General features: G+C 29.0%; 35 protein-coding genes, 2 tRNA genes and 2 rRNA genes. 35 read left to right on the top strand and 4 right to left on the bottom strand.

Annotation, left to right across the window (positions count from 1 at the left end; genetic code table 11):
* Positions 1-245: 245 nt before the first annotated feature.
* The 28 genes from rpsJ (at position 246) to rplQ (ending at position 14,008) form a co-directional block, all read left to right on the top strand.
* Positions 246-557 (top strand): 30S ribosomal protein S10, encoded by a 312-nt coding sequence (gene rpsJ, locus BUCISPPS3390_RS01780; protein ID WP_154049017.1) that lies wholly within the window; start codon positions 246-248, stop codon positions 555-557.
* A gap of 51 nt (positions 558-608) precedes the next feature.
* Positions 609-1,241, top strand: coding sequence for a 50S ribosomal protein L3 (gene rplC, locus BUCISPPS3390_RS01775; RefSeq protein ID WP_154060930.1), 633 nt, complete (start codon positions 609-611; stop codon positions 1,239-1,241).
* A 13-nt stretch (positions 1,242-1,254) separates the two neighbouring features.
* Positions 1,255-1,860 (top strand): 50S ribosomal protein L4, encoded by a 606-nt coding sequence (gene rplD, locus BUCISPPS3390_RS01770; protein ID WP_154060929.1) that lies wholly within the window; start codon positions 1,255-1,257, stop codon positions 1,858-1,860.
* Positions 1,857-2,159 (top strand): 50S ribosomal protein L23, encoded by a 303-nt coding sequence (gene rplW, locus BUCISPPS3390_RS01765; RefSeq protein WP_154060928.1) that lies wholly within the window; start codon positions 1,857-1,859, stop codon positions 2,157-2,159. The genes rplD and rplW overlap by 4 nt, the downstream gene beginning before the upstream one ends.
* 18 nt (positions 2,160-2,177) lie before the next feature.
* A complete protein-coding gene (gene rplB, locus BUCISPPS3390_RS01760; protein WP_154060927.1) occupies positions 2,178-2,999 on the top strand; it encodes a 50S ribosomal protein L2 in 822 nt (273 codons plus the stop codon).
* Positions 3,000-3,016: 17 nt separating this feature from the next.
* Positions 3,017-3,301 carry a 30S ribosomal protein S19 gene (gene rpsS, locus BUCISPPS3390_RS01755; RefSeq protein WP_154060926.1) on the top strand — a complete coding sequence of 95 codons (285 nt, stop codon included), beginning with the start codon at positions 3,017-3,019 and terminating at the stop codon, positions 3,299-3,301.
* A gap of 17 nt (positions 3,302-3,318) precedes the next feature.
* Positions 3,319-3,672 carry a 50S ribosomal protein L22 gene (rplV, locus tag BUCISPPS3390_RS01750; protein ID WP_154060925.1) on the top strand — a complete coding sequence of 118 codons (354 nt, stop codon included), beginning with the start codon at positions 3,319-3,321 and terminating at the stop codon, positions 3,670-3,672.
* Complete coding sequence (gene rpsC, locus BUCISPPS3390_RS01745; protein ID WP_154060924.1) at positions 3,672-4,376, top strand: 30S ribosomal protein S3; 705 nt, start codon at positions 3,672-3,674, stop codon at positions 4,374-4,376. Before rplV ends, rpsC begins: the two co-directional genes overlap by 1 nt.
* An 18-nt stretch (positions 4,377-4,394) precedes the next feature.
* Positions 4,395-4,805, top strand: coding sequence for a 50S ribosomal protein L16 (gene rplP / locus BUCISPPS3390_RS01740; protein ID WP_154060923.1), 411 nt, complete (start codon positions 4,395-4,397; stop codon positions 4,803-4,805).
* Positions 4,806-4,807: 2 nt separating this feature from the next.
* On the top strand, positions 4,808-5,005 hold the full coding sequence (gene rpmC, locus BUCISPPS3390_RS01735) for a 50S ribosomal protein L29 (protein WP_154060922.1): 198 nt from the start codon (positions 4,808-4,810) through the stop codon (positions 5,003-5,005).
* Positions 5,002-5,256 (top strand): 30S ribosomal protein S17, encoded by a 255-nt coding sequence (gene rpsQ / locus BUCISPPS3390_RS01730; protein ID WP_154060921.1) that lies wholly within the window; start codon positions 5,002-5,004, stop codon positions 5,254-5,256. The genes rpmC and rpsQ overlap by 4 nt, the downstream gene beginning before the upstream one ends.
* Positions 5,257-5,382: 126 nt before the next feature.
* Complete coding sequence (rplN, locus tag BUCISPPS3390_RS01725; protein WP_154060920.1) at positions 5,383-5,754, top strand: 50S ribosomal protein L14; 372 nt, start codon at positions 5,383-5,385, stop codon at positions 5,752-5,754.
* A 15-nt stretch (positions 5,755-5,769) separates the two neighbouring features.
* Entirely contained in the window at positions 5,770-6,087 is a 318-nt protein-coding gene (gene rplX / locus BUCISPPS3390_RS01720; RefSeq protein ID WP_154060919.1) for a 50S ribosomal protein L24, read from the top strand.
* Between the two features lie 17 nt (positions 6,088-6,104).
* On the top strand, positions 6,105-6,644 hold the full coding sequence (gene rplE, locus BUCISPPS3390_RS01715; protein WP_154060918.1) for a 50S ribosomal protein L5: 540 nt from the start codon (positions 6,105-6,107) through the stop codon (positions 6,642-6,644).
* Positions 6,645-6,663: 19 nt separating this feature from the next.
* Positions 6,664-6,969: a 30S ribosomal protein S14 gene (gene rpsN / locus BUCISPPS3390_RS01710; protein ID WP_154049003.1), complete on the top strand. Its 306-nt coding sequence runs from the start codon at positions 6,664-6,666 to the stop codon at positions 6,967-6,969.
* A 49-nt stretch (positions 6,970-7,018) separates the two neighbouring features.
* Positions 7,019-7,411, top strand: a complete 393-nt coding sequence (rpsH, locus tag BUCISPPS3390_RS01705; RefSeq protein WP_154060917.1) for a 30S ribosomal protein S8 — start codon at positions 7,019-7,021, stop codon at positions 7,409-7,411.
* Between the two features lie 34 nt (positions 7,412-7,445).
* Positions 7,446-7,985, top strand: a complete 540-nt coding sequence (gene rplF / locus BUCISPPS3390_RS01700; RefSeq protein WP_154060916.1) for a 50S ribosomal protein L6 — start codon at positions 7,446-7,448, stop codon at positions 7,983-7,985.
* Between the two features lies 1 nt (position 7,986).
* Positions 7,987-8,355 (top strand): 50S ribosomal protein L18, encoded by a 369-nt coding sequence (rplR, locus tag BUCISPPS3390_RS01695; RefSeq protein ID WP_154060988.1) that lies wholly within the window; start codon positions 7,987-7,989, stop codon positions 8,353-8,355.
* Between the two features lie 19 nt (positions 8,356-8,374).
* Positions 8,375-8,869, top strand: a complete 495-nt coding sequence (rpsE, locus tag BUCISPPS3390_RS01690) for a 30S ribosomal protein S5 (protein WP_154060915.1) — start codon at positions 8,375-8,377, stop codon at positions 8,867-8,869.
* 23 nt (positions 8,870-8,892) lie between these two features.
* Entirely contained in the window at positions 8,893-9,087 is a 195-nt protein-coding gene (gene rpmD / locus BUCISPPS3390_RS01685; protein ID WP_154060914.1) for a 50S ribosomal protein L30, read from the top strand.
* Positions 9,078-9,515, top strand: a complete 438-nt coding sequence (gene rplO, locus BUCISPPS3390_RS01680; protein WP_154060913.1) for a 50S ribosomal protein L15 — start codon at positions 9,078-9,080, stop codon at positions 9,513-9,515. The genes rpmD and rplO overlap by 10 nt, the downstream gene beginning before the upstream one ends.
* A gap of 44 nt (positions 9,516-9,559) precedes the next feature.
* The gene (secY, locus tag BUCISPPS3390_RS01675) at positions 9,560-10,855 is read left to right on the top strand and encodes a preprotein translocase subunit SecY (protein WP_154060912.1); all 1,296 of its coding nucleotides are present in this window, start codon (positions 9,560-9,562) and stop codon (positions 10,853-10,855) included.
* Between the two features lie 35 nt (positions 10,856-10,890).
* Positions 10,891-11,007, top strand: a complete 117-nt coding sequence (gene rpmJ / locus BUCISPPS3390_RS01670; protein WP_075474868.1) for a 50S ribosomal protein L36 — start codon at positions 10,891-10,893, stop codon at positions 11,005-11,007.
* A gap of 114 nt (positions 11,008-11,121) precedes the next feature.
* Positions 11,122-11,481 carry a 30S ribosomal protein S13 gene (rpsM, locus tag BUCISPPS3390_RS01665; RefSeq protein WP_154060911.1) on the top strand — a complete coding sequence of 120 codons (360 nt, stop codon included), beginning with the start codon at positions 11,122-11,124 and terminating at the stop codon, positions 11,479-11,481.
* Between the two features lie 19 nt (positions 11,482-11,500).
* Positions 11,501-11,893 (top strand): 30S ribosomal protein S11, encoded by a 393-nt coding sequence (rpsK, locus tag BUCISPPS3390_RS01660; RefSeq protein WP_154060910.1) that lies wholly within the window; start codon positions 11,501-11,503, stop codon positions 11,891-11,893.
* A 35-nt stretch (positions 11,894-11,928) separates the two neighbouring features.
* A complete protein-coding gene (gene rpsD / locus BUCISPPS3390_RS01655) occupies positions 11,929-12,549 on the top strand; it encodes a 30S ribosomal protein S4 (protein ID WP_154060909.1) in 621 nt (206 codons plus the stop codon).
* A 30-nt stretch (positions 12,550-12,579) separates the two neighbouring features.
* Positions 12,580-13,569, top strand: coding sequence for a DNA-directed RNA polymerase subunit alpha (locus tag BUCISPPS3390_RS01650; protein WP_154060908.1), 990 nt, complete (start codon positions 12,580-12,582; stop codon positions 13,567-13,569).
* A gap of 76 nt (positions 13,570-13,645) precedes the next feature.
* Positions 13,646-14,008 carry a 50S ribosomal protein L17 gene (rplQ, locus tag BUCISPPS3390_RS01645; protein ID WP_154060907.1) on the top strand — a complete coding sequence of 121 codons (363 nt, stop codon included), beginning with the start codon at positions 13,646-13,648 and terminating at the stop codon, positions 14,006-14,008.
* 110 nt (positions 14,009-14,118) lie between these two features.
* Here rplQ and fmt read toward each other — a convergent pair whose 3' ends face one another.
* Positions 14,119-15,075 (bottom strand): methionyl-tRNA formyltransferase, encoded by a 957-nt coding sequence (gene fmt / locus BUCISPPS3390_RS01640; protein WP_154060906.1) that lies wholly within the window; start codon positions 15,073-15,075, stop codon positions 14,119-14,121.
* 40 nt (positions 15,076-15,115) lie between these two features.
* On the bottom strand, positions 15,116-15,565 hold the full coding sequence (gene def / locus BUCISPPS3390_RS01635) for a peptide deformylase (RefSeq protein ID WP_154060905.1): 450 nt from the start codon (positions 15,563-15,565) through the stop codon (positions 15,116-15,118).
* A gap of 83 nt (positions 15,566-15,648) precedes the next feature.
* On the opposite strand from def, the gene aroE reads away from it, so the two are divergent.
* From aroE to cspE, 5 genes are all read left to right on the top strand, one after another.
* Positions 15,649-16,497: a shikimate dehydrogenase gene (gene aroE, locus BUCISPPS3390_RS01630; RefSeq protein ID WP_154060904.1), complete on the top strand. Its 849-nt coding sequence runs from the start codon at positions 15,649-15,651 to the stop codon at positions 16,495-16,497.
* A 163-nt stretch (positions 16,498-16,660) separates the two neighbouring features.
* Positions 16,661-16,732: transfer RNA gene (locus BUCISPPS3390_RS01625), tRNA-Glu, on the top strand.
* Between the two features lie 133 nt (positions 16,733-16,865).
* Positions 16,866-19,790, top strand: a 23S ribosomal RNA gene (locus BUCISPPS3390_RS01620).
* 34 nt (positions 19,791-19,824) lie between these two features.
* Positions 19,825-19,940, top strand: a 5S ribosomal RNA gene (gene rrf, locus BUCISPPS3390_RS01615).
* A gap of 223 nt (positions 19,941-20,163) precedes the next feature.
* A complete protein-coding gene (gene cspE, locus BUCISPPS3390_RS01610) occupies positions 20,164-20,373 on the top strand; it encodes a transcription antiterminator/RNA stability regulator CspE (protein ID WP_025369112.1) in 210 nt (69 codons plus the stop codon).
* Positions 20,374-20,459: 86 nt separating this feature from the next.
* On the opposite strand, the gene ybeD is transcribed toward cspE, so the two are convergent.
* Entirely contained in the window at positions 20,460-20,723 is a 264-nt protein-coding gene (ybeD, locus tag BUCISPPS3390_RS01605) for a DUF493 family protein YbeD (protein ID WP_154060903.1), read from the bottom strand.
* Between the two features lie 196 nt (positions 20,724-20,919).
* Here ybeD and cysS point away from each other — a divergent pair, with 196 nt between their 5' ends.
* On the top strand, positions 20,920-22,344 hold the full coding sequence (gene cysS, locus BUCISPPS3390_RS01600; protein WP_154060902.1) for a cysteine--tRNA ligase: 1,425 nt from the start codon (positions 20,920-20,922) through the stop codon (positions 22,342-22,344).
* A 202-nt stretch (positions 22,345-22,546) separates the two neighbouring features.
* Positions 22,547-22,621 (top strand) — tRNA-Arg (locus tag BUCISPPS3390_RS01595).
* Positions 22,622-22,643: 22 nt separating this feature from the next.
* Here the strand turns inward: BUCISPPS3390_RS01595 and BUCISPPS3390_RS01590 are convergent.
* Positions 22,644-23,288, bottom strand: coding sequence for a nucleoside monophosphate kinase (locus tag BUCISPPS3390_RS01590; protein ID WP_232036969.1), 645 nt, complete (start codon positions 23,286-23,288; stop codon positions 22,644-22,646).
* Positions 23,289-23,334 lie beyond the last annotated feature (46 nt).

Here is a 23,334-nt window from a genome sequence, read left to right as displayed (position 1 = left end):
AATTTTATTATATATCAATGTTTTTGTGTTTTGTCAAGAATAGAGCTTTATCTCTTTTCTTGACATATCAAAAATATAAATAGAAATTTAATTTTAATTACTTTTAAAAATTAATATTTTGTGTTGTGTGTAAAAATTTTAAACCCGTTTTTTATAATGAATTATTCATACTTATAAATATGTTGATTTTTTTTAAGAGAAGTTTATAGGGATAATTTTTATTTAAATAAAGGAGTGCTGTATTTATGCAGAATCAAAGAATTCGTATTCGTTTAAAGGCTTTTGATTATCGTTTAATTGATCAATCTACTATAGAAATTGTAGATACAGCAAAACGTACTGGTGCTAAAGTTTTAGGCCCTATTCCTTTACCTACAAAAAAGGAACGGTTTACTATTTTAATATCTCCACATGTTAATAAAGATGCTCGTGATCAATATGAAATTAGAACTCATAAGCGATTAATTGATATTGTTCAGCCAACTGAAAAAACTGTAGATGCTTTAATGCGACTAGATCTTGCTGCCGGTGTAGATGTACAAATTAGTTTAGGTTAAAAGTAATTTAGTATACAATTTTATTTATCAATTAATAAAGGTAAATCAGAAATGATAGGTTTAGTAGGAAAAAAATTAGGAATTACGCGTATTTTTACAGAGGACAGTTTATCTATACCAGTAACTTTGATAGAAGTTCTAGATAACTTTGTAGTACAGATTAAATCGTTAAAAACAGATAATTATGAATCTGTTCAAGTAACTACAGGAATAAAAAAAAAAAATAATATTTTAAAACCAGAAAAAGGTCATTTTTTAAAACACAAAGCCTTTGTAGGTAGAGGTTTATGGGAATTTAGATGTAAAAAAGCATTGCAATTTAAATGTGGTCAAAGAATAACTATTAATTCGTTTAGTAACGTGAAACAAGTAGATGTAACTGGTGTTTCAAAAGGAAAAGGATTTTCTGGTACAGTTAAGCGCTGGAATTTTAGAATGCAAGATGCTACTCACGGAAATTCTTTATCTCATCGTGTTCCAGGTTCGATTGGTCAAAATCAAACTCCCGGACGTGTTTTTAAGGGTAAAAAAATGTCTGGTCATTTAGGTAATACATGTATTACCATTCAAAATTTAAGCATTATTAAAATAGATGATATTAAAAAAATAATGTTAATTAAAGGATCTATTCCTGGTTATATTGGAAGCGATGTAGTTTTAAAACCTTCTGTTAAGGAAAAATAAAGGAGTGTGGAGTATGGAATTGATATTACAGGATACTAATAAAATACATGTATTATCTGAGAAGATTTTTAATGTATCGTTTAATGAGCCTCTCGTTCATCAAATCGTAGTTACCTATTTAGCTCGTAAAAGACAAGGAAGTAAAGCTCAAAAAAGTCGTTCAGAAGTATCTGGTTCAGGTAAAAAACCATGGAGACAGAAAGGTACAGGTAAAGCACGAGCAGGATCTTTAAGAAGTCCTATTTGGAGATCAGGTGGTGTAACTTTTGCGGCTAAACCTAAAAAGTATATTTTGAAAATAAATAAAAAAATGTATCAAGGTGCTTTGAAAAGTATTTTTTCAGAATTGATTAGACAAAATCGTTTATTTTTATTTGCGGATTTTTTTTTAGAATCTCCTAAAACAAAAATTTTGTTTAAAAAATTACAATCTATGAATTTCAAACGTGTTTTGATTATTGCGGATCCGATTAATCAAAATTTGTCTTATGCTGCTAGAAACTTGTATTATGTATGTGTTTTAAGTGTTAACGCCATTAATCCTGTTAGTTTGATATCATATGATACCGTATTAATTACAGTATCAGCGATTAAAAAAATTGAGGATATGTTTCAATGATACTTACAGAAAAATTATTAAAAGTACTATTATCTCCGCATGTTTCTGAAAAAACATCCAATTCTATGCAACAACATAATACTGTAGTAGTTAAAGTAAAAAAAAATGTTACTAAATTAGAAATTAAATTAGCTATTGAAAAAATTTTTCAGGTTCGAGTATATAAAATAAATACCTTAATTATTAAAGGAAAGACAAAACGTCAAAAAAATAAAATATGTAAGCGCATGGATTGGAAGAAAGCTTATGTAATTTTACAATCCGGTCAAAACTTAGAATTTTTAGGACATTCTAAATGAATATGATAAGGAGTTTATGTGACAATTATAAAATGTAAGCCAACATCTCCTGGTAGGCGTCATGTAATTAAAGTAAATAATCCTGGTTTGTATAAGGGAAAACCGTACGCACCTCTTTTACAGACTAAAGTTAAAACTGGAGGAAGAAATAATTACGGTCGTATTACTACTAGACATATAGGTGGAGGACATAAAAGATTGTATCGTTGTATTGATTTCAAACGATGCAAAGATAATATTAAAGCAGTTGTTCAAAGGATTGAATATGATCCAAACCGATCGTCTAATATTGCACTTATATTATATAAAGATGGTAGTAGATATTATATTTTAGAACCTAAAGGTATTCAAATAGGTGATGTAATTGAATCAGGTTCTTCAGTATCAATTAAAACTGGAAACTCTTTACCTATTAAAAATATTCCTATAGGAACGGTAATGCATAATATTGAAGTAAAAATAGGTAAAGGAGGGCAAATAGCAAGATCTGCTGGTAGTTATGCGCAATTAATTTCTAAAGACGATACGTATGCTGTTGTTCGATTACGTTCAGGAGAATTAAGGAAAATACATATAGAATGTCGAGCTACAATAGGTGAAGTAGGTAATTCAGAACATATGTTACGTATGTTAGGTAAAGCTGGAGCTACTCGTCGTCGAGGTGTTCGACCTACAGTACGCGGTACAGCTATGAATCCTATTGATCATCCACATGGTGGTGGTGAAGGAAGGAATTTCGGTAAACACCCGGTTAGTCCATGGGGTGTAAATACGAAAGGTAAAAAAACTCGTAAAAATAAACGAACTGAATCATTTATTATACGCCATAGAAAAAAATAACTATAGGATAATTGTATATGCCTCGTTCTCTCCGGAAAGGTCCTTTTATTGATGGTCATTTATTAAAAAAAATTCAGAAGTCTTTAAAAGAAAAAAAAAAAAAACCAGTTCGTACCTGGTCTAGACGTTCTACTATTTTTCCTAATATGATTGGTTTAACTATATCTGTTCATAATGGTCGTCAGCATATTCCAGTATTTATTACGGAAGAAATGGTTGGTCATAAGTTAGGAGAATTTTCTATGACTAGAACTTATAGAGGACATATTGCAGACAAAAAAATTAAAAAAACCTTAAAATAAATAATAAAGAAAAAAAAATGAACATATTAGCGAAATATAATCAAATTCGTTCTTCTGCTCAAAAAATTCGTTTAATAGCTAATGTTATTCGTGGTAAAAAAGCATTGTTGGCGTTACGAATTTTATCTAGCGTAAATAAAAAATCAGCATTGTTAATAAAAAAATTACTGCATTCAGCTTTAGCTAATGCTGAACATAATTATAATATTGATTTAAAAATATTAACTATTTCACAAATTTTTGTTAATAGTGGCAGTAGTATGAAACGTATGATGCCTAGAGCAAAAGGTAGAGCAGATAGAATTTTAAAAAGAACTAGTCATGTAACAATTATTTTATCTGATATAAAAAGTCATGGAGGAGGATTATAATGGGTCAAAAAGTACATCCTAATGGTATGCGATTAGGTATTATTAAATCATGGAATTCTATTTGGTTTGCCAGTAAAAAAGAATTTTCAAATTATATAGATAGTGATTTTCAAGTGCGTAGATTTATAATGAAAAAGTTGATTACTGCATCTGTTTCGAAAATAATTATTGAACGTTTATCGAAAAGCATTAAATTAACTATTTATACAGCTAGACCTGGTATTGTGATTGGTAAAAAAGGTGAAGATGTTGAAAAATTAAGAATTCAAATTTCTAAGTTAACATCGGTTCCAGCCCAAATTAATATTTCTGAAATTCGAAAACCAGAACTAGATGCTAAATTAGTAGCTGATAACATTGCATCTCAACTAGAGAGAAGAATAATGTTTCGTAGAGCTATGAAACGTTCTGTACAAAATGCTATACGTCAAGGCGCAAAAGGTATAAAAGTTGAAGTAAGCGGACGTTTAGGTGGAGTAGAAATTGCGCGAAGAGAATGGTACAGGGAGGGTAGGGTTCCTTTGCATACTTTAAGGGCGAATATTGAATATAGTGCATCAGAAGCACATACTACATATGGAGTTATAGGTGTGAAAGTATGGATTTTTAAGGGTGAAATATTAGGTGGAATGGTTTTAGATAAATTGCAAGATAAAAAAAAATTTGGTTTCATGAAAAAATTTTCTCGAAAATATCGTAGATAAAATTACGGGGATGTGTGTATGTTACAACCAAAACGTACTAAGTTTCGTAAAATGCATAAAGGAAAAAATAGAGGTCTTTCGGTTGATAATAAAATAAGTTTTGGAACATATGGTTTAAAAGCTATTAACAGAGGTAGACTGACAGCCAGACAAATTGAATCAGCTCGTAAGACAATTACTAGATCAGTTAAACGTCAAGGAAAAATGTGGATTCGTGTTTTTCCTGATAAACCTATTACACAAAAACCTTTAGAAGTACGTATGGGTAAAGGTAAAGGAAATGTAGAATACTGGGTTGCTTTAGTTCAACCTGGAAAAATACTATATGAAATTAAAGGTATTTCTGAACAAGAATCACGTTCTGTATTTAAGTTAGCCTCATCTAAATTACCTATTAAAACTATTTTTGTTTCTAAAACGGTATTCTAATTATGCATAATATTACACAATACGATACTAGTAAACAAGATTTAAAAAAAAAATTATTAGAGTTATTGAAGGAACAATTAAATATGCGTTTACAATTAGCATCTGGAAAACTAAAAAAAACGCATATAATAAAAAAAATTAGAAAAGAAATTGCGCGTATTAAAACTGTTTTAGTAGATCGGATAAATAATACATCATGAGCGATAAAAAAAATATTTTGAAAGGTTGTGTTGTTAGTAATAAAATGCAAAAATCTGTAATTGTAAATATAGATCGTAAAATAAAACATGTTATTTATGGAAAATTTATAAAAAAAAGAACAAAATTATGTGTACATGATCCACAAGATTCTTGCAAAATTGGTGATATAGTTGAAATTTATGAATGCCGACCAATTTCTAAGACTAAATCCTGGGCTCTTTTGCGCGTTTTAGAAAAATCTTTTATTTAAAATTTTTTATTTTTATACACGGAGGCATGAGAATTATGAATAGATAGTTTCATGTCTTCTGTTATATTATTTTAATATTTATATTGTTAAAACTTTATATTTTACACGAAAAATATAGGATTATATATGATTCAAGTACAAACCATTTTATATGTAGCTGATAATTCTGGTGCTCGGTTAGTTATGTGCATAAAAGTATTAGGAGGTTCTCGTCGACGATATGCTAGAATTGGTGATATAATTAAAGTAGCAATTAAAGAGGCAATTCCTCGTAGTAAGGTTAAAAAAGGTGACGTTATGAAAGCAGTTATTGTTCGTACTAAAAAAGGAATTCGTAGATCAGACGGATCAATGATTTGTTTTGATAATAACGCATGTGTTATTTTAAATGATACAACCGGGCAGCCTATTGGGACTCGGATATTTGGTCCTGTAACAAGAGAATTAAGAACAGAATCTTTTATGAAAATTATTTCTTTAGCTCCAGAAGTATTATGATAAGGACACTAAATAATGGCTGCAAAAATACGTTTTCATGATGTAGTAATAGTATTAACAGGAAGAGATAAAGGTAAAATAGGCGTGGTACAAAAGATATGTTATAGCAATAGAACAGTTATTGTTCAAGGTGTTCATTTAGTTAAAAAACATCAAAAAGCAATTCCAGAAAAACAACAAGTAGCTGGAATTATTTCAAAAGAGTTGCCTATTCATATTTCTAATGTTTCTATTTTTAACAAAGAAACTAATAAAGTGGATAAAATAGAATTTTGTTGGATTAATGGCAAAAAAATGCGTAGATATAAATCTACTAAAGAATTATTGAAATAAAATAAGGAAATTAAAGTATGAAAAGACTACATCTTCATTATGTGAATTATGTGATTCCTACATTAATGAAGGAATTAAATTATTCTACTGTTATGGCTGTTCCTCAAATTAAAAAAATTACTTTAAATATGGGTATAGGAAAATCTATAACAGATAAAAAAGTACTAGAACATGCTGTGAATGATTTAATGAGAATTTCTGGTCAAAAACCAGTTATAACTGTTGCTAAAAAATCTATTGCAACTTTCAAAATTCGTAAAGGTTATCCAATAGGATGTAAAGTTACTTTAAGAGGAACAAGAAAATGGGATTTTTTTGATAAATTAATCACTATCGCAATACCTCGTATACGTGATTTCAGAGGTTTATCACGCAAATCGTTTGATGGTACGGGTAATTATAGTTTAGGAATTCGTGAACAAATTATTTTTCCTGAAATTAATTATGAGAAAATTGATTCTATTAGAGGTATGGATATTACAATTACCACAAACGCTAATTCTGATCAGGAATGTGAGCGTTTACTTTCTGCATTTAATTTTCCTTTTCAAAAATAAAATTATAATGGTAAATATAATGGCAAAACAATCTATGAAATTTAGAGAAATTAAAAGAGTTAAATTAGCAATTAAATATTATTCAGCGCGTGTTCAATTAAAAAAAATCATAAAATCAAAATTATCATTAGATAAAGATCGTTGGAATGCTATGCTTAAACTACAAACTCTTCCTAGAGATTCTAGTCCATCACGACAACGTAATCGTTGTCGACAAACTGGACGTCCACATGCTTTTCTTCGTAAGTTTGGATTGAGTCGTATGAAATTACGTGAATCTGCTATGCGAGGAGAAATACCAGGTTTAACAAAAGCAAGTTGGTAACTTTTAGATATTATAAATTAACTTAATTGTATGATATAAGGTGTATTTTATGAGTATGCAAGATCCCATATCAGATATGTTGACATCTATTCGTAATGGTCAACGTTCTAATAAAATTTTTGTAACTGTTCCTTTTTCTAAAATTAAAGAAAATATCGTTAAAGTTTTGAAGTATGAAGGATATATTTGTAATTATAAAATACAGAATATTCATATTTCTCAATTAAAGATTTTTTTAAAATATTATAATGGAAAATCAGTTATTGAACATATTTCTAGAGTTAGCCGTCCAAGTCTACGTCGGTACTGTACGAAACACAAAATACCTGTTGTAATGAATAATTTAGGTATCGCTGTTCTTTCTACTTCTAGAGGAATGATGACTAATAAAATTGCACGAAAAAAAGGATTAGGTGGAGAAATTATATGTTATGTAAGTTAAATTTATCAATATTTTTAAATAGAGGAATATAAAAATGTCTCGTGTTGCAAAATCATCTATTATTATTCCAAATAATGTAGCCGTTGATTTATCTAACTATAAAATTACAGTAAATGGACCTTTAGGTTCATTGACGCGCATAATACATGTATGTGTAAAAATTCTTAAAAAAGATGGTTCTTTGTTTTTTTCACATAATCATTTATCTAAATCATATGGTTGGATGCAAGCTGGTACTTGTCGTTCTTTAGTTCATTCTATGATTTTAGGTGTTACGGAAGGTTTTATAAAACAATTAAATTTATTTGGTGTTGGGTATCGTGTTATACTAGAAAATGAAAATATTTTAAAATTATATTTAGGTTTTTCGCATCCAGTAATTTATAAAATTCCACAAATAGTAACAGTTTCAATCATTTCTCAAAATGAGATTGTTTTAAAGAGTATAGATAAACAGTTAGTTGGACAAGTAGCAGCAAATATACGATTGTATCGTGTTCCTGAACCTTATAAAGGAAAAGGTATTCGTTATTTGCATGAAATTATACGTATTAAGGAGGCTAAAAAAAAGTAGCATGAAAGGAAAAATTAATAAAAAATATTCACGAATTCGTCGATGCACTAAAATACGTAAAAATAAATATTCTAATCAACTATTTCGTTTAGTAGTACATCGCACGTCTAAACATATATATGCACAAATTATAGTTTCTAAAAAATCTATCGTTTCTACGTGTGCTTCTACTGTAGAGTTTAAAAAACTAAACATTAACCATACCTATACTGGTAATAAACATTCTGCTAAAATAATTGGACAATTAATTGCTGAACGAGCATTACAAAAAGGAATAAAAATTGTTTTTTTTGATCGTTCTGGTTTTAAATATCATGGTCGAGTTAAAGAATTAGCGGAATCTGCTCGTATATCCGGTTTGGTTTTTTAAATAGAAAAGGATGACATATATGAATTTTGATAAAAAATTATCTTTAGATTTACAGGAAAAATTAATTATAGTAAATCGTGTATCTAAAACAGTGAAGGGAGGAAGAATTTTTTCATTTACCGCGTTGACAGTAGTGGGTAATGGTAAAGGAAAGGTAGGTTTTGGTTATGGAAAAGCTCGTGAAGTTCCTTCAGCTATTCAAAAATCTATGGAAAGAGCGAGAAAAAATATGATTATGATTCCATTACATCGAAATACTATACAACATTCAGTATATGGTTCTCATACAGGATCTAAGATATTTATGAAACCTGCATCAGATGGTACTGGAATTATTGCTGGTGGTGCTATGAGGTCTGTATTAGAAGTAGTAGGAATTCAGAATATTTTAGCTAAAATATATGGATCTACTAATCCTATTAATGTAGTTAGAGCTACTATTGATGGTTTAAAAAAAATTAGATCACCAGAAATGATAGCGCAAAAACTTAGTAAATCTACTATTAATATTTAAAATAAAATGGTGTATTTTTATTTATGAAAAAAATTTTTATTACTCAAGTAAAAAGTAAAATTGGTCGTTTACCTAAACACATAGCTACAATTAAAGGATTAGGCTTACGTCATATTGGTGATACTGTACAACGAGAAGATACTCCATCTATTCGTGGTATGATTAAAAAAGTTTCTTATATGGTGTCTGTCAATAACGAGGAAAAATTATGTATCTAAATGTATTGTCGAACTCTATATATATAAAAAAAAAAAGAAAACGTATATGTAGAGGAATTGGTTCGGGTCTAGGAAAAACGGGTGGAAGAGGACATAAAGGTCAAAAATCTAGATCGGGAGGAAAGGTTAGAAAAAGTTTTGAAGGAGGACAAACACCTTTATATAGAAGAATTCCTAAATTTGGTTTTACATCTAGAAAAAAAATTTTTATAGATGAAATCAGATTATTTGAATTGAATAGAATTTCTCATTTTAAGATAATAAACATGTCTGTTTTAAAAAAAACAAATTTAATTAAAAGAAATATTAGATATGTCAAAATTATCAAGATGGGGATGATAGAAAAACCAATAGTAATTTCTGGATTATCTGTTACTAAAGGAGTACGGTCATATATTGAATCAATTGGAGGAATGATTACAAATTAAATGTTTTTTATTTAAATAATTTTACTACTAACAGAAAATATATTATGTCTATATTATATAATTTAAAAAAAAGAATGTTTTTGGTATTTATCGCTATTTTGATATTTCGTATTGGTTCTTTTATACCTATTCCTGGTATTAATATGAAGGTTGTGGAACAATTTTTTATTCATAAAAATAGTTCTTTATTTACAATGTTTAATATGTTTTCTGGAGGATCTTTAAATCGTGTTTCAATATTCACACTAGGTGTAATGCCATATATTTCTTCTTCTATTATAATGCAGTTATTAACATTGATTTGCTCGCATTTACGTAATTTAAAAAAAGAAGGAGAAGAAGGAACAAAAAAAATTAACCAATATACTAAATATTTAACATTATTTTTATCTGTAATTCAATCAATTAGTGTCGTGATTGGACTACCGTTTATTCCTGGAATGAAAAATATTTTTGTATTTACAGATTTTTATTTTTATATAATTTCAATTATTAGTATGATAACAGGAACTATTTTTTTGATGTGGTTAGGAGAATTTATTACAGATAAAGGAATAGGTAATGGTATTTCTTTAATAATTTTTTTTGGAATAATATCTTCTTTACCCGTTTCTATAAAAAAAACGTTTTCTGTAATGCATATTTATGACTTTAATAATTTATATTTTTTTTTGATATTGTTAGTTATGTTATTTGTGATCTTTATAGTAGTATTTTTTGAAAAAAGTCAACGTAACATTATCGTATGCTATGCTCGTCGTCATCAAGGTAGTAATATGCATTCATCACATCACAGCTATTTACCTTTAAAAGTTAATATGGCCGGTGTAGTACCCGTTATTTTTTCATCTAGTTTGCTTCTTTTTCCATCTATTATTGTAACATATTGTCGTCATGTTTTTCACGATAAAATATTTCTAATAAAATTTTTTGATTTTTTTAAATTTAATCATAGTATTTTTGTGTTTACAAATGTTGTATTAATAATATTTTTTTGTTTTTTTTATACTAGTGTAATGTTTAATTCTAAAGATACTGCTATTAATTTAAAAAAATCAGGTGCTTTTATTCCTGGAATTAGACCTGGATTACAGACTGAACAATACATTAAAAAAATTGTTTTAAAGTTAACAACAATTGGTTCTATATATACTGTATTTATATGTTTAATACCAGATATTATGCATTATTGTTTAAAAGTTCCTTTTTATTTCGGAGGTACTTCTTTATTAATTGTAGTAGTAGTACTTATGGAATTTATTATACAAATACAAACACTAATGATGTCTACTCGATATAAAAAAATATTAAAAAAAGCAAGTTTATATTTAAAAAATTAAAATAATATCAGTATAATGTTTATTTTGGAGTATCAATGAAAGTTCGTGCATCAGTGAAAAAATTGTGTCGTAGTTGTAAAATTATTCGTCGAAAAAATGTAATTCGCGTTGTGTGTAAGAATGACCCTAAACATAAGCAAAGACAAGGGTAGAATTTATATATATTTCTTTTTTGTAAAAATAATATTTTTAATAATTTAGTAAATGCTATTTTTTATAGTTATGCATAAGATACACGATCTATTATACATCGAGAGGATACTTTTGTGACAAGAATTGCTGGAATTAATATTCCTGATCATAAGCATGTATTAATAGCTTTAACTGGAATTTATGGAATTGGTTTATCATTGTCTAAAAAAATTTGTAATGCTGTGAATCTTAGATATGACATTAAAATTAACACATTAAGTGAACAACAAATTGATAAACTGCGTAAACTTATATCTACTCTCGTGATTGAAGGAGATTTGCGTAGAGAAAGAACTGTTAATATAAAAAGATTAATGGATATTGGTTGTTATAGAGGAGTACGTCATCGTAAACACCTACCAGTACGTGGACAAAGAACAAAAACAAATGCTCGTACGTGTAAAGGTCCTAGAAAGTTAATAAAAAGTAGATAATTTGGGAAAATAATTGATTATGTCAAAAAAAATAGTAAAGATTCCTAAAAAACATATAAAAAAACAAGTTTTGGATGGTATTGCGCATATTCATGCATCGTTTAATAATACAATTGTTACTATTACTGATCGTCAAGGAAATACTTTAGGATGGGCTACTTCTGGAGGTTCTGGTTTTCGTGGTTCAAGAAAATCTACTCCTTTTGCTGCCCAAGTAGCAGCGGAAAAATGCGCTGATCGAGTTAAAGACTATGGAATAAAAAATTTAGAAATTATGGTTAAAGGGCCTGGTCCTGGTCGTGAATCTACAATTCGAGCTTTAAATGCTTCAGGTTTTCGAATTACTAATATTACAGATGTTACTCCTATTCCTCATAATGGATGTCGACCCTCTAAAAAACGTAGAGTTTAATAATTTTATGTACATATAAATAAGAGAAAAGAGATATGGCAAAATATTTAGGTCCTAAATTAAAATTAAGTAGACGAGAAGGATTAGATTTATTTTTAAAATCAGGCGTACGATCTATTGAATCTAAGTGTAAAATTGATCATTCTCCGGGTCAACATGGATTAAGAAAATTACGTTTATCAGGTTACGGAACACAATTAAGAGAAAAACAAAAAATAAGACGTTTGTATGGAATATTAGAGCGACAGTTTCACAACTATTATAAAAAAGCTTCTAAGTTAAAAGGCAATACAGGTCAAAATTTGTTATTTTTATTAGAAAATCGTTTGGATAATATTGTGTATCGTATGGGTTTTGCTTCTACTAGAGCGGAATCACGTCAGTTAATTAACCACAAATCAGTTTGTGTGAATAATAGCACTGTAAGTATTCCTTCTTATCAAGTTTCTGTTCAAGATAAAATTTCTATTTGTGAGCGTTCTAAAAAACAATTGAGAATTCAGGCTGCTATGGAACTTATAAAACAACGTGAACAATCTAGTTGGTTAGATGTTAATTATAAAACGATGGAAGGTACGTTTATACGTCCAATAGAGCGTCATGATTTATCTTCTGATATTAATGAGCATTTGATAGTCGAATTATATTCAAAGTAATAATTATGATGATTATCGGAGAGAGGTAGTATGCAGGACTTTGTAGAAGATTTTTTAAAACCTAGACTAGTTAATATTGAACAAATCAGCGCAAAACATGCTAAAATTACATTAGAACCATTAGAGCGTGGTTTCGGACATACACTAGGTAGTGCTTTAAGAAGAATTTTATTATCCTCTATGTCTGGTTGTGCTGTTACTGAAGTCGAAATAAATGGTATATTGCATGAATATATGCATAAAGAAGGTATAAAAGAGGATATACTAGATATTTTATTGAATTTAAAAGGTTTATCAATAAAATTATTTGGTAAAAATGAAGTGGTTATATCTTTAAAAAAATATGGTATCGGACCTGTTATTGCTGCGGACATTAGTCATGATTCTTCTGTAGAAATTATAAACTCAAAACATGTTATTTGTAATATTACTTGTCCAGATGTCTTCATTGATATGCGAATCAAAGTAATGCGCGGTAGAGGATATATTACTGCTAAATCTCAAAAAGATCTCTTACAAGATAATCGTGTTATTGGAAAATTATTCCTAGACGTATCATACAGTCCTATAGAGCGTATTATATATAATGTTGAAGCAGCTAGAGTAGAACAAAGAACTGATTTAGATAAGTTAATAATAGAAATGGAAACTAATGGTACAATTGATCCAGAAGAAGCTATTAGAAAAGCTGCTACTATTTTGGCAGAGCAATTAGAATCCTTTGTTGATTTAAGAGGTATTCATGAGCCGGTTGTTAAAGAAGAAAAACCCGAATTTGATCCAGGACTGCTACGTCCTGTAGACGACTTAGAATTGACTGTTCGTTCTGCAAATTGTTTAAAAGCCGAAAGCATTCATTATATTGGTGATTTAGTTCAAAAGACTGAAGTAGAATTATTAAAAACGCCTAATTTAGGTAAAAAATCATTAACAGAAATTAAAGATATTCTAGCTTCTAAAGGTTTATCTTTAGGAATGAAATTAAATAATTGGCCTCCAAATAGTTTGATAGATAAATAAAATATTTTAGTTAACATAGTTTTTATAAAGATATAATTTTAAAATTTTTGAATAGAGTTAAAAGGATATATAAATTATGAGACATAAAAAAAAAGGGAGACTATTAAATAGAACACGTAGTCATATTAAAGCTATGTTTAAAAATATGACATGTTCTTTAATTCAATATGAATATATTAAAACAACTTTACCAAAAGCCAAGGAGTTACGACGTTTTATTGAACCTCTTATTACACGGTCTAAATATGATACGATTGCTAATCGCCGAGTAGTTTTTTCTCGTATTCGTGATATTTTTACTGTTAAAAAATTATTTAATGAATTAGGTCCATATTTTTACTCTCGTCCAGGTGGATATCTACGTATATTAAAATGTGGTTTTAGGAAAGGTGACAATGCTACTATGGCCTATGTAGAACTAGTAGGTCGAAATATATAAAAATTATTTGATAAAATCAGAATTTTTATATTTTATTTTAATAAAAACGGCATGTTTGTGCCGTTGTTTTTTGTATATTTTAAATAATATTATATGATGTATATGTTTATTTATGGTAATATTTCATGTTGAATAAATAATTTTTTGCTTGAATTCAAAATATCTTTTATATGTAATGTTTTTTTTCCTGGTATTTTTATTTTCTCTATCCGTAAAACTCCGCACTTTGTGTTAATTTTTATTCCTTTTTTGCTAATATTAATAATTTCTCCGTTTTTGAATCTTTTCTTTTTAAAAGATGTAATAGAAAATTTTTTAATTTTTACATGATTATTATTAATTAAAAAATAACAACAAGGCCACGGGTTAAATGCTCTAATTAATCGATCTATGTGTACTACTGGTAATGACCAAGATATTTTTGCATCCTTTTTTTTTATTTTTGGTGCATTAGTTTGAATTATATTTTTTTTAAGATATTCGATTCTTTTTTGTGGGTATATTAGCATGTTTAATGCTTGATACATGCATTGTAATGAGATTGGTATTAATTTTGTAGATAATGTTTTTGTGCTATCATATTGATCAATGGGACAAGTTAATTGATAAATTATTTTTCCAGAGTCTATTGAAGAATTCATTTTTATTACACTGACTCCTGTGTAACTATCTCCTGATAGTATTGCCCACTGAATCGGAGCAGCTCCTTGCCATCTAGGCAATAAGGAAGCATGTATATTTATACCTCCAAAATAAAATAATTGTAAAATATTAGATGGTATTATTAATCCATATGATGATACGATTAAAATATCGGCATGGATTTTTGATATTTTAATAAAAAATTTTTTTTCATGGAGGTTATTTGTTTGTAATACTGGAATATTATGCCGTATAGCAAATTTTTTTATCGGAGAAAACCGTTGATCTTTTTTTTTGCAAAAAAGATTATCTGGTTTAATTAGTACAGCTTTAATAACGTATTTAGAGTAAAATAATGAGCGTAAGTGTGCTAATGAAAAATTATTACTACCTGCAAAGATAATTCTTGATATTTTTTTTAACATATGAATTAAGATAATAATTTATTTAATAGAAAAGTATATTTTAACGTATATAATCTATAAATAATGTTCCGGTTAGATGGTCTATTTCATGTTGAATACAAATAGATAGTAAAGATCTAGCTTCTAGTATAAATAATTTTCCAACATGATTAAATGCTTGTATTTTTATATAACTAGATCTATTAATTTTAGCTGTTTTTTTAGGAATTGATAAGCAACCTTCTTGAGTATATATATATTTTTTATTTTTTTTTAAAATTATAGGATTAATTAAAATTAATTCTGATTTATGTGGTGGAATAGAGCTAATAGTGATAATTTGTTTAGGTATGTTAATTTGTGGTGCTGCTAGTCCAAGACCGTTGTTAGCATACATAGTATCAAACATATCATTTATGATATTGATTGTTTTTTGATTTATTTTTTTTATAGGTTTAGATTTTATTCGTAAGCGATGATCAGGAAATTGTAGAATATTATGTATTGACATAAACTTTTTTTATGTGTAGTTAATATATTGATTTATTTATACTAAATAAATCAGGCTATTTTTTTAATTCTTGAGGAATAAATATGTGTTTAAAAAATTTTAAAAAAAAAAAAATTATTGCTTTATTCGGTAATCCTGTTAATCACTCTTTATCTCCAATGATACACAGTAATTTTTCTAAAGAAATAAAGATTAATTATAATTATAACTCCTTTTTATGCACAAAATCAAATTTTTTTTCTACGGTTATAGATTTTTTTAATAACAATGGTTTAGGATGTAATATTACTGTTCCATTCAAGAGAATGTCTTTTGATATTCCCAACCGATATACTGAAATAGTAAAAATTTCTGGTTCTATTAATGTTCTAAAAAAAATATCAGATAATAATATTTTAGGTGATAATACCGATGGTATTGGTTTAATATATGATTTAAAGCGTTTACGTTATATAAAAAAAAATTATTTAGTATTATTATTAGGATCTGGAGGTGCTGCTTATTCTATTGTATATCATTTATTAAAAGAACAGTGTTCTGTGTATGTATTAAATAGAACTGTTCGTTATGCTTCTACATTAGTAAAAAAATTTAAACATCTAGGTGACATTTTTGTTTTTTCTGATGATATGGATAATTACAATTTTGATTTAATAATTAATGCGACTTCATGTAGTTTATATAATATTTCTCCTTCTTTTCCTAAAAATTTAGTATGTTCTAAAACAAAATGTTATGATATTTCATACTCTATCACTAATACGCTAACTCCGTTTTTATATTTATGTAAATTATTAGGCAGTCGTTATATTTCTGATGGTCTAGGCATGTTAGTTGCTCAAGCAGCATATTCATGTTATTCTTGGTTTAATGTATTACCTGATATTGAAAAAAACATTAATATTATAAAAAAGTTAAATAATTTATTATGATAAATTATTGACTGATGTTTTATATTTAAATGAATTAATTATTTATATCATGTAATTTTATTGATAAATATAAATATTTTTTGTAAAATATACAAAAAACACTTGACACTTTTTATTCCTTCTGTAACATTAAAAATTAGTATTTAAATTAGTTTTTTTTAGAGTCCTCTTCGTCTAGAGGTTAGGACACTGCCCTTTCACGGCGGCAACAGGGGTTCAAATCCCCTAGAGGACAAAAATTAAAAATATTTTGTATACTAAAAAAAAAATATATGATATAATTATTTAATGATTTAAAAAGATCAATTTTTCAGTTCTTTAAAAATTTGGATATGATAAAAATTTAGAAAAACACCTGTGGGTTGTAAGGTTAAGCATAATAAGCGTATTTGGTGGATGCCTAGGCATTCAGAGGCGAAGAAGGACGTGCTAATCTGCGATAAGCGTCGGTGAGCTGATATGAAGCGTTATCATCCGATGATTTCCGAATGGGGAAACCCGTTGTTAAAACAACATTATTGACTGAATAAATAGGTTAATAAAGCAAACCAAGGGAACTGAAACATCTAAGTACCTTGAGGAAAAGAAATCAATTGAGATTCCCTTAGTAGTGGCGAGCGAAAAGGGAGAAGCCCAGAATCAAAAAAGACTAAAAATATAGTAGAATAGTTTGGAAAAACTAACGATACAAGGTGATAGTCCTGTATGCGAAGTATTTTTTTTCTAGGATTCGGAAAGTAAAACGGGACACGAGAAATCTTGTTTGAATATAGGGGGACCATCCTCTAAGGCTAAATACTCCTGAATGACCGATAGTGAACTAGTACCGTAAGGGAAAGGCGAAAAGAACCCCGGTTAGGGGAGTGAAATAGATCCTGAAACCAAATACGTACAATCAGTAGGAGCTTGTATTTTTAAAAGTGACTGCGTACCTTTTGTATAATGGGTCAGCGACTTGTATTTTGTAGCAAGGTTAACTGAATAAGGGAGCCGTAGGGAAACCGAGTCTTAAATGGGCGATTTTTTAGAGTTGCAAGATACAGACCCGAAACCCGGTGATCTAGCCATGAGCAGGTTGAAGGTTGGGTAAAACCAACTGGAGGACCGAACCGACTGATGTTGAAAAATCAGCGGATGACTTGTGGTTAGGGGTGAAAGGCCAATCAAACCGGGAGATAGCTGGTTCTCCCCGAAAGCTATTTAGGTAGCGCCTCGTGAACTCATCTTCGGGGGTAGAGCACTGCTTTGACTAGGGGGCCATCCCGGCCTACCAAATCAACGCAAACTCCGAATACCGGAGAATGTTATCACGGGAGACACACAGCGGGTGCTAACGTTCGTTGTGGAAAGGGAAACAACCCAGACCATCAGCTAAGGTCCCTAAATCATAATTAAGTGGGAAACGATGTGAGAAGGCATAAACAGCCAGGATGTTGGCTTAGAAGCAGCCATCATTTAAAGAAAGCGTAATAGCTCACTGGTTTAGTCGGCTTGCGCGGAAGATATAACGGGGCTAAATTATGTACCGAAGCTATGGCAATAAATATTCTTTTTATTGGGTAGGGGAGCGTTCTGTAAGCCTGTGAAGATGTTTTGAAAAGAACGTTGGAGGTATCAGAAGTGCGAATGCTGACATGAGTAACGATAAAGTAGGTGAAAAACCTACTCGCCGAAAAACTAAGGTTTCCTGTCCAACGTTAATCGGGGCAGGGTAAGTCGACCCCTAAGGCGAGGCCGATAGGCGTAGTCGATGGGAAACTAGTTAATATTCTAGTACTTATTTTTTACTGCGATGGGGAAACGGAGAAGGTTAGGTTATCCGGGGGTTGGTAGTCTCGGTTTAAGTATGTAGGATAGAAAATTAGGAAAATCCGATTTTCTGTATAAGTCTGAGGTACGAATACTAGTTATGTAAATGACGAAGTAACTGATACCACGCTTCCAAGAAAATCCTCTAAGCATATAGGTAAATTTTAAATCGTACCCGAAACCGACACAGGTGGTTAAGTAGAGCATACTAAGGCGCTTGAGAGAACCTGGATGAAGGAACTAGGCAAAATAGTGCCGTAACTTCGGGAGAAGGCACGCTAACATATAAGTGTAAAAATTTACTTTAGAAGCTTAAGTTAGTCGCAGATACCAGCTGGCTGCAACTGTTTATTAAAAACACAGCACTGTGCAAACACGAAAGTGGACGTATACGGTGTGACGCCTGCCCGGTGCCGGAAGGTTAATCGATGAAGTTAAGGGAAACCTAAAGCTTTTGACTGAAGCCCCGGTAAACGGCGGCCGTAACTATAACGGTCCTAAGGTAGCGAAATTCCTTGTCGGGTAAGTTCCGACCTGCACGAATGGCGTAATGATGGCCAGGCTGTCTCCATCCAGGACTCAGTGAAATTGAATTTGCTGTGAAGATGCAGTGTACCCGCGGCAAGACGGAAAGACCCCGTGAACCTTTACTATAGCTTGACATTGAGAATTGATTTTTATTGTGTAGGATAGGTGGGAGACATAGAACTTGATACGCCAGTATTAATGGAGTCAACCTTGAAATACCACCCTATAAAAATTGTTTTTCTAATCTAGTATCGTAATCCGGTACAGAGACAGTGTCTGGTGGGTAGTTTGACTGGGGCGGTCTCCTCCCAAAGAGTAACGGAGGAGCACAAAGATTGGCTAATTACGGTCGGACATCGTAAGGTTAGTGTAAAGGCATAAGCCAGTTTAACTGCAAGCATGATAATGCAAGCAGGTGCGAAAGCAGGTCTTAGTGATCCGGTGGTTTCTGTATGGAAAGGCCATCGCTCAACAAATAAAAGGTACTCCGGGGATAACAGGCTTATACCGCCCAAGAGTTCATATCGACGGCGGTGTTTGGCACCTCGATGTCGGCTCATCACATCCTGGGGCTGAAGCAGGTCCCAAGGGTATGGCTGTTCGCCATTTAAAGTGGTACGCGAGCTGGGTTTAGAACGTCGTGAGACAGTTCGGTCCCTATCTGCCGTGGGCGTAGGAAAATTGAGAGGGGCTGCTTCTAGTACGAGAGGACCGAAGTGGACGTATCCCTGGTGTTCGGGTTGTCATGCCAATGGCATTGCCCGGTAGCTAAATACGGAAGAGATAAGTGCTGAAAGCATCTAAACACGAAACTCGCCTCAAGATTAGTTTTCCCTGAAATATATAAAATATATTTACTGAAGGGACGTTGTAGACTACGACGTTGATAGGCTAGGTGTGTAAGCGTAGTGATATGTTTAGCTAACTAGTACTAATGACCCAAGAGGCTTAACCTTACAACACCAGAGGTGTTTTTCTAAAAAAATAAAACCTGGCAACAATAGTGTTATGGTACCACCTGAATCCATTTCGAACTCAGAAGTGAAACATTTCAACGCCAATGGTAGTACAAGGTCTCCTTGTGTGAGAGTAGGACATTGCCAGGTATTATTTTTTTAATTAATTTTTATCATATTTTAAATTTTTTTATATTCTTATTTATATCTATTGTTTTTGAATTTTTTAATTTAATACACATATTTTTTACATGAAATATTTATATTGTATATAAGATTTTACTAATATATATTAGATTTATTATTTATAAATAATGTATTTACTATAGGTATAAGTTTTAGTTTAAATTTTTCATTCTAAGGTAATATATAGATGTCCAAGATTAAAGGTAATGTAAAATGGTTTAATGAATCTAAAGGTTTTGGTTTCATTACACCTGAAGATGGTAGCAAAGATGTTTTTGTTCATTTCTCTGCTATTCAAAGCAACGGATTTAAAACTTTGGCAGAAGGTCAAAGTGTTGAATTTGAAATTACCGAAGGCGCAAAAGGTCCGTCAGCTGCTAATGTAGTTAGTTTATAAGACAATTATTTAAAAAAAATCGTATATATACTACATATATCAGTGCTTTTTCGATGCGGATTTAAAAATACCGCATCGCAAATATTTTATAAAACCATTCTTACTAAATGAATTTTACTTAATTCTTTGTATAAATTTTTTATTTGTATGAAATTTTTTGCGCATATAGTAATTGATATTGATAAATATGTTCCTTTATTACTAGATCTTATATCTGGAGCATAATCTCCTGGAATGTGTGTTTGTATAATTTTAATTATATTATTAGTTAATTCTGGTTGCGCTAATCCTATTACTTTATAGGTAAAGTTACATGGAAATTTCAGCATTTTTTCTAGTTTATTATTCATTTTATACTCTTAATTGATAAATTTGTCTATTAGTTAATTAGATTTAAGTTTATATATTATTTTTTTTCATAATTAATTAAAATAATATATTGTTTTTTTAAATAAAAAAAAATTCAATTTTTATAATTATATATATAATGATTTTATCATATATTTTGTGTATATTTTTTATTTTATATGTATTAAGAGTGTTAATATGTTGAAAATTTTTAATACTTTAACAAAAAAAAAAGAAAAATTTCAATTTCCTTATTCTAAAAAAATTAATATTTATGTATGTGGCGTTACTGTGTATGATTTATGTCATATTGGTCATGCTCGTACTTTTATTGTTTTTGATATAATTAAACGCTATTTAGAATATTTAGGATATAAGACTTGTTATGTTCGAAATATTACTGACATAGATGATAAAATTATTTATGCAGCTAATAAAAAAAATGAATCTATTGATGTTTTTGTTAAACGTATGATTAAATTGATGCATGAAGATTTTTTATGTTTAAACTTACAAAATCCTGATCATGAACCTAGAATTACCAGATGTATGCAAGATATAATTTCATTTATAGAGAGTTTATTTAACAATAAACTTGCTTATATTTCTGATAATAAAGATATTTTGTTTTCTATTCAAAAATATAATAGTTATGGAATTTTATCACGTAGGATAAAAAAATGCTGTTTAAATGAAAATAAATCGAATTCTGTTTTTTATTTTAATCAATCTGACGATTTTGTTTTATGGAAACATCGTGTAAATAAATCTGATCCATATTGGATATCTCCGTGGGGTCCTGGTAGACCTGGTTGGCATATTGAATGTTCTGCTATTATAAACAAGTTTTTTAAAAACGGAGTTAATATTCATGGAGGAGGAATTGATTTATTATTTCCTCATCATGAAAATGAATTAGCACAACTAAAAAGTATAAAAAGTTCTTTTTCTATTGAATTTTGGATACACGTTGGCATGGTGATTATTAATAATCATAAAATGTCAAAATCTTTATCTAATACTGTACTGGTTCGTGATTTATTAAAAAAATATGATTCTGAAGTAATTAGGTTTTATATACTTTCTACACACTACAGACATCCTTTGATTTTTCTGGAAAAAAATTTAAATGCATCGAAAAATATTTTAAACAAAATATATGTTTCTTTACTTGGATCTGATGTTAGTTCTGAACATAGTGATTATCATATAAAATTACGAAATATTTTTAGAAAAAAATTTTTTTCTGCTATGAATGATGATTTTAATACTCCTAAAGCATGTTTAATATTGCAAAATTTATCTAAGTATATTACTAATATTAAAAAATCTAGTGATATTCTTTTATATAATTCTTTATCTAAAGATTTAATTTTTTTTGGAAATATTTTAGGATTATTACATCATGATCCTAAAAATTTTTTGTTTTCTTCTACTAATCAAATCCTTGCAAGTCATAGTAATATTCATATAGTAAAAAAATTAGTACGTATGCGTGATGCTTACCGTAAGCATAAAAAATGGAATTTATCTGATATTATTAGAAAAGAGTTGTTAAAATTAGGAGTAATTGTGCAAGACAAACATGAACGCTCAACATACAAATTTATTTATAAAAATTAATAAATGCTATTTTTAATAAAAAATTTAAGGTATTGATTTATTTTTTATGAATTTTTTTAAAAACCAATATTTTTATAATTTATACAAAAAAATACTACTAATTTTTTAAATTTTATAATTTTAACAATACATAATTCTATACATATTTAAAATTATTGATTTTTTATTGAACTTTACGTATAATTACATTTAATATTTTTCCGCGCTCTTAGCTCAATCTGGATAGAGCAACAGCCTTCTAAGCTGTAGGTTACAGGTTCAATTCCTGTAGAGCGCAAAAAATTTAATTATTTTTTATTTTAGTGTATACATAAAATTATTTTTTTATTTATTTTATGAATAGATTTATTTGCATTTATTTCTATATATTTAATATTTTTCTTTAAATCCTCCATTTTAAACCATTTTATTAGTGGTTTGGTTAATTTTTTGTATTCTTTTAATCGGGTTATGATTATTTTTTTTTTGTCATCTTTTCTTTTACTTAACAATTCACCGGTTAAATCATCTATGTTTTTTTTTTTAGGAGGATTAAATTTCTTATGATACGTTCTTCCTGATGGTTCATGTATTAGCCTTCCAGTAATTCTATCAAGAATGTTATCAGTGCTGATTTTTAAATGTATAACAAAGTGCATTTTGATATGTTTTTTTAATGATTCAGCTTGTTTAATAGTTCTTGGAAAGCCATCTAATATAAATTTATCAAAACAATTTTTTTTTTTAATTTTTTTTTTAATTAGATTTATAATAAAAGAATTTTTTACTAATTTCCCTTGATTTATTGTTTCTTTTATATATTTTTTTGTTTTTTCGTTTTTTTTGCTTTCTTGGCGTAATATTTCTCCAGCAGAAATAAAAGGTATATAAAAATATTTTGATAATAATTGTGTTTGTGTTCCTTTTCCGCTTCCTGGAGCTCCAAGCATAATAATACGCATCATAATACAATTTTCCTCAAAATATGTTTTTGTTATTTTTTTATATAAA

The organism is Buchnera aphidicola (Cinara cf. splendens/pseudotsugae 3390) (assembly GCF_900698845.1).
In the GTDB taxonomy this organism is placed as follows: Bacteria; Pseudomonadota; Gammaproteobacteria; order Enterobacterales; family Enterobacteriaceae; genus Buchnera_F; species Buchnera_F aphidicola_AM.
This window is presented reverse-complemented; position numbering and strand designations above follow the sequence as displayed.

What these genes read in the sequence shown, in the direction of transcription:
- rpsJ (WP_154049017.1), top strand. Translation starts at nt 246, where the DNA reads ATGCAGAATCAAAGAATTCGTATTCGTTTAAAGGCTTTTGATTATCGT.
- rplC (WP_154060930.1), top strand. Translation starts at nt 609, where the DNA reads ATGATAGGTTTAGTAGGAAAAAAATTAGGAATTACGCGTATTTTTACA.
- rplD (WP_154060929.1), top strand. Translation starts at nt 1,255, where the DNA reads ATGGAATTGATATTACAGGATACTAATAAAATACATGTATTATCTGAG.
- rplW (WP_154060928.1), top strand. Translation starts at nt 1,857, where the DNA reads ATGATACTTACAGAAAAATTATTAAAAGTACTATTATCTCCGCATGTT.
- rpsS (WP_154060926.1), top strand. Translation starts at nt 3,017, where the DNA reads ATGCCTCGTTCTCTCCGGAAAGGTCCTTTTATTGATGGTCATTTATTA.
- rplV (WP_154060925.1), top strand. Translation starts at nt 3,319, where the DNA reads ATGAACATATTAGCGAAATATAATCAAATTCGTTCTTCTGCTCAAAAA.
- rpsC (WP_154060924.1), top strand. Translation starts at nt 3,672, where the DNA reads ATGGGTCAAAAAGTACATCCTAATGGTATGCGATTAGGTATTATTAAA.
- rplP (WP_154060923.1), top strand. Translation starts at nt 4,395, where the DNA reads ATGTTACAACCAAAACGTACTAAGTTTCGTAAAATGCATAAAGGAAAA.
- rpmC (WP_154060922.1), top strand. Translation starts at nt 4,808, where the DNA reads ATGCATAATATTACACAATACGATACTAGTAAACAAGATTTAAAAAAA.
- rpsQ (WP_154060921.1), top strand. Translation starts at nt 5,002, where the DNA reads ATGAGCGATAAAAAAAATATTTTGAAAGGTTGTGTTGTTAGTAATAAA.
- rplN (WP_154060920.1), top strand. Translation starts at nt 5,383, where the DNA reads ATGATTCAAGTACAAACCATTTTATATGTAGCTGATAATTCTGGTGCT.
- rplX (WP_154060919.1), top strand. Translation starts at nt 5,770, where the DNA reads ATGGCTGCAAAAATACGTTTTCATGATGTAGTAATAGTATTAACAGGA.
- rplE (WP_154060918.1), top strand. Translation starts at nt 6,105, where the DNA reads ATGAAAAGACTACATCTTCATTATGTGAATTATGTGATTCCTACATTA.
- rpsN (WP_154049003.1), top strand. Translation starts at nt 6,664, where the DNA reads ATGGCAAAACAATCTATGAAATTTAGAGAAATTAAAAGAGTTAAATTA.
- rpsH (WP_154060917.1), top strand. Translation starts at nt 7,019, where the DNA reads ATGAGTATGCAAGATCCCATATCAGATATGTTGACATCTATTCGTAAT.
- rplF (WP_154060916.1), top strand. Translation starts at nt 7,446, where the DNA reads ATGTCTCGTGTTGCAAAATCATCTATTATTATTCCAAATAATGTAGCC.
- rplR (WP_154060988.1), top strand. Translation starts at nt 7,987, where the DNA reads ATGAAAGGAAAAATTAATAAAAAATATTCACGAATTCGTCGATGCACT.
- rpsE (WP_154060915.1), top strand. Translation starts at nt 8,375, where the DNA reads ATGAATTTTGATAAAAAATTATCTTTAGATTTACAGGAAAAATTAATT.
- rpmD (WP_154060914.1), top strand. Translation starts at nt 8,893, where the DNA reads ATGAAAAAAATTTTTATTACTCAAGTAAAAAGTAAAATTGGTCGTTTA.
- rplO (WP_154060913.1), top strand. Translation starts at nt 9,078, where the DNA reads ATGTATCTAAATGTATTGTCGAACTCTATATATATAAAAAAAAAAAGA.
- secY (WP_154060912.1), top strand. Translation starts at nt 9,560, where the DNA reads ATGTCTATATTATATAATTTAAAAAAAAGAATGTTTTTGGTATTTATC.
- rpmJ (WP_075474868.1), top strand. Translation starts at nt 10,891, where the DNA reads ATGAAAGTTCGTGCATCAGTGAAAAAATTGTGTCGTAGTTGTAAAATT.
- rpsK (WP_154060910.1), top strand. Translation starts at nt 11,501, where the DNA reads ATGTCAAAAAAAATAGTAAAGATTCCTAAAAAACATATAAAAAAACAA.
- rpsD (WP_154060909.1), top strand. Translation starts at nt 11,929, where the DNA reads ATGGCAAAATATTTAGGTCCTAAATTAAAATTAAGTAGACGAGAAGGA.
- BUCISPPS3390_RS01650 (WP_154060908.1), top strand. Translation starts at nt 12,580, where the DNA reads ATGCAGGACTTTGTAGAAGATTTTTTAAAACCTAGACTAGTTAATATT.
- rplQ (WP_154060907.1), top strand. Translation starts at nt 13,646, where the DNA reads ATGAGACATAAAAAAAAAGGGAGACTATTAAATAGAACACGTAGTCAT.
- fmt (WP_154060906.1), bottom strand. Translation starts at nt 15,075, where the DNA reads ATGTTAAAAAAAATATCAAGAATTATCTTTGCAGGTAGTAATAATTTT.
- def (WP_154060905.1), bottom strand. Translation starts at nt 15,565, where the DNA reads ATGTCAATACATAATATTCTACAATTTCCTGATCATCGCTTACGAATA.
- aroE (WP_154060904.1), top strand. Translation starts at nt 15,649, where the DNA reads ATGTGTTTAAAAAATTTTAAAAAAAAAAAAATTATTGCTTTATTCGGT.
- cspE (WP_025369112.1), top strand. Translation starts at nt 20,164, where the DNA reads ATGTCCAAGATTAAAGGTAATGTAAAATGGTTTAATGAATCTAAAGGT.
- ybeD (WP_154060903.1), bottom strand. Translation starts at nt 20,723, where the DNA reads ATGAATAATAAACTAGAAAAAATGCTGAAATTTCCATGTAACTTTACC.
- cysS (WP_154060902.1), top strand. Translation starts at nt 20,920, where the DNA reads ATGTTGAAAATTTTTAATACTTTAACAAAAAAAAAAGAAAAATTTCAA.
- BUCISPPS3390_RS01590 (WP_232036969.1), bottom strand. Translation starts at nt 23,288, where the DNA reads ATGATGCGTATTATTATGCTTGGAGCTCCAGGAAGCGGAAAAGGAACA.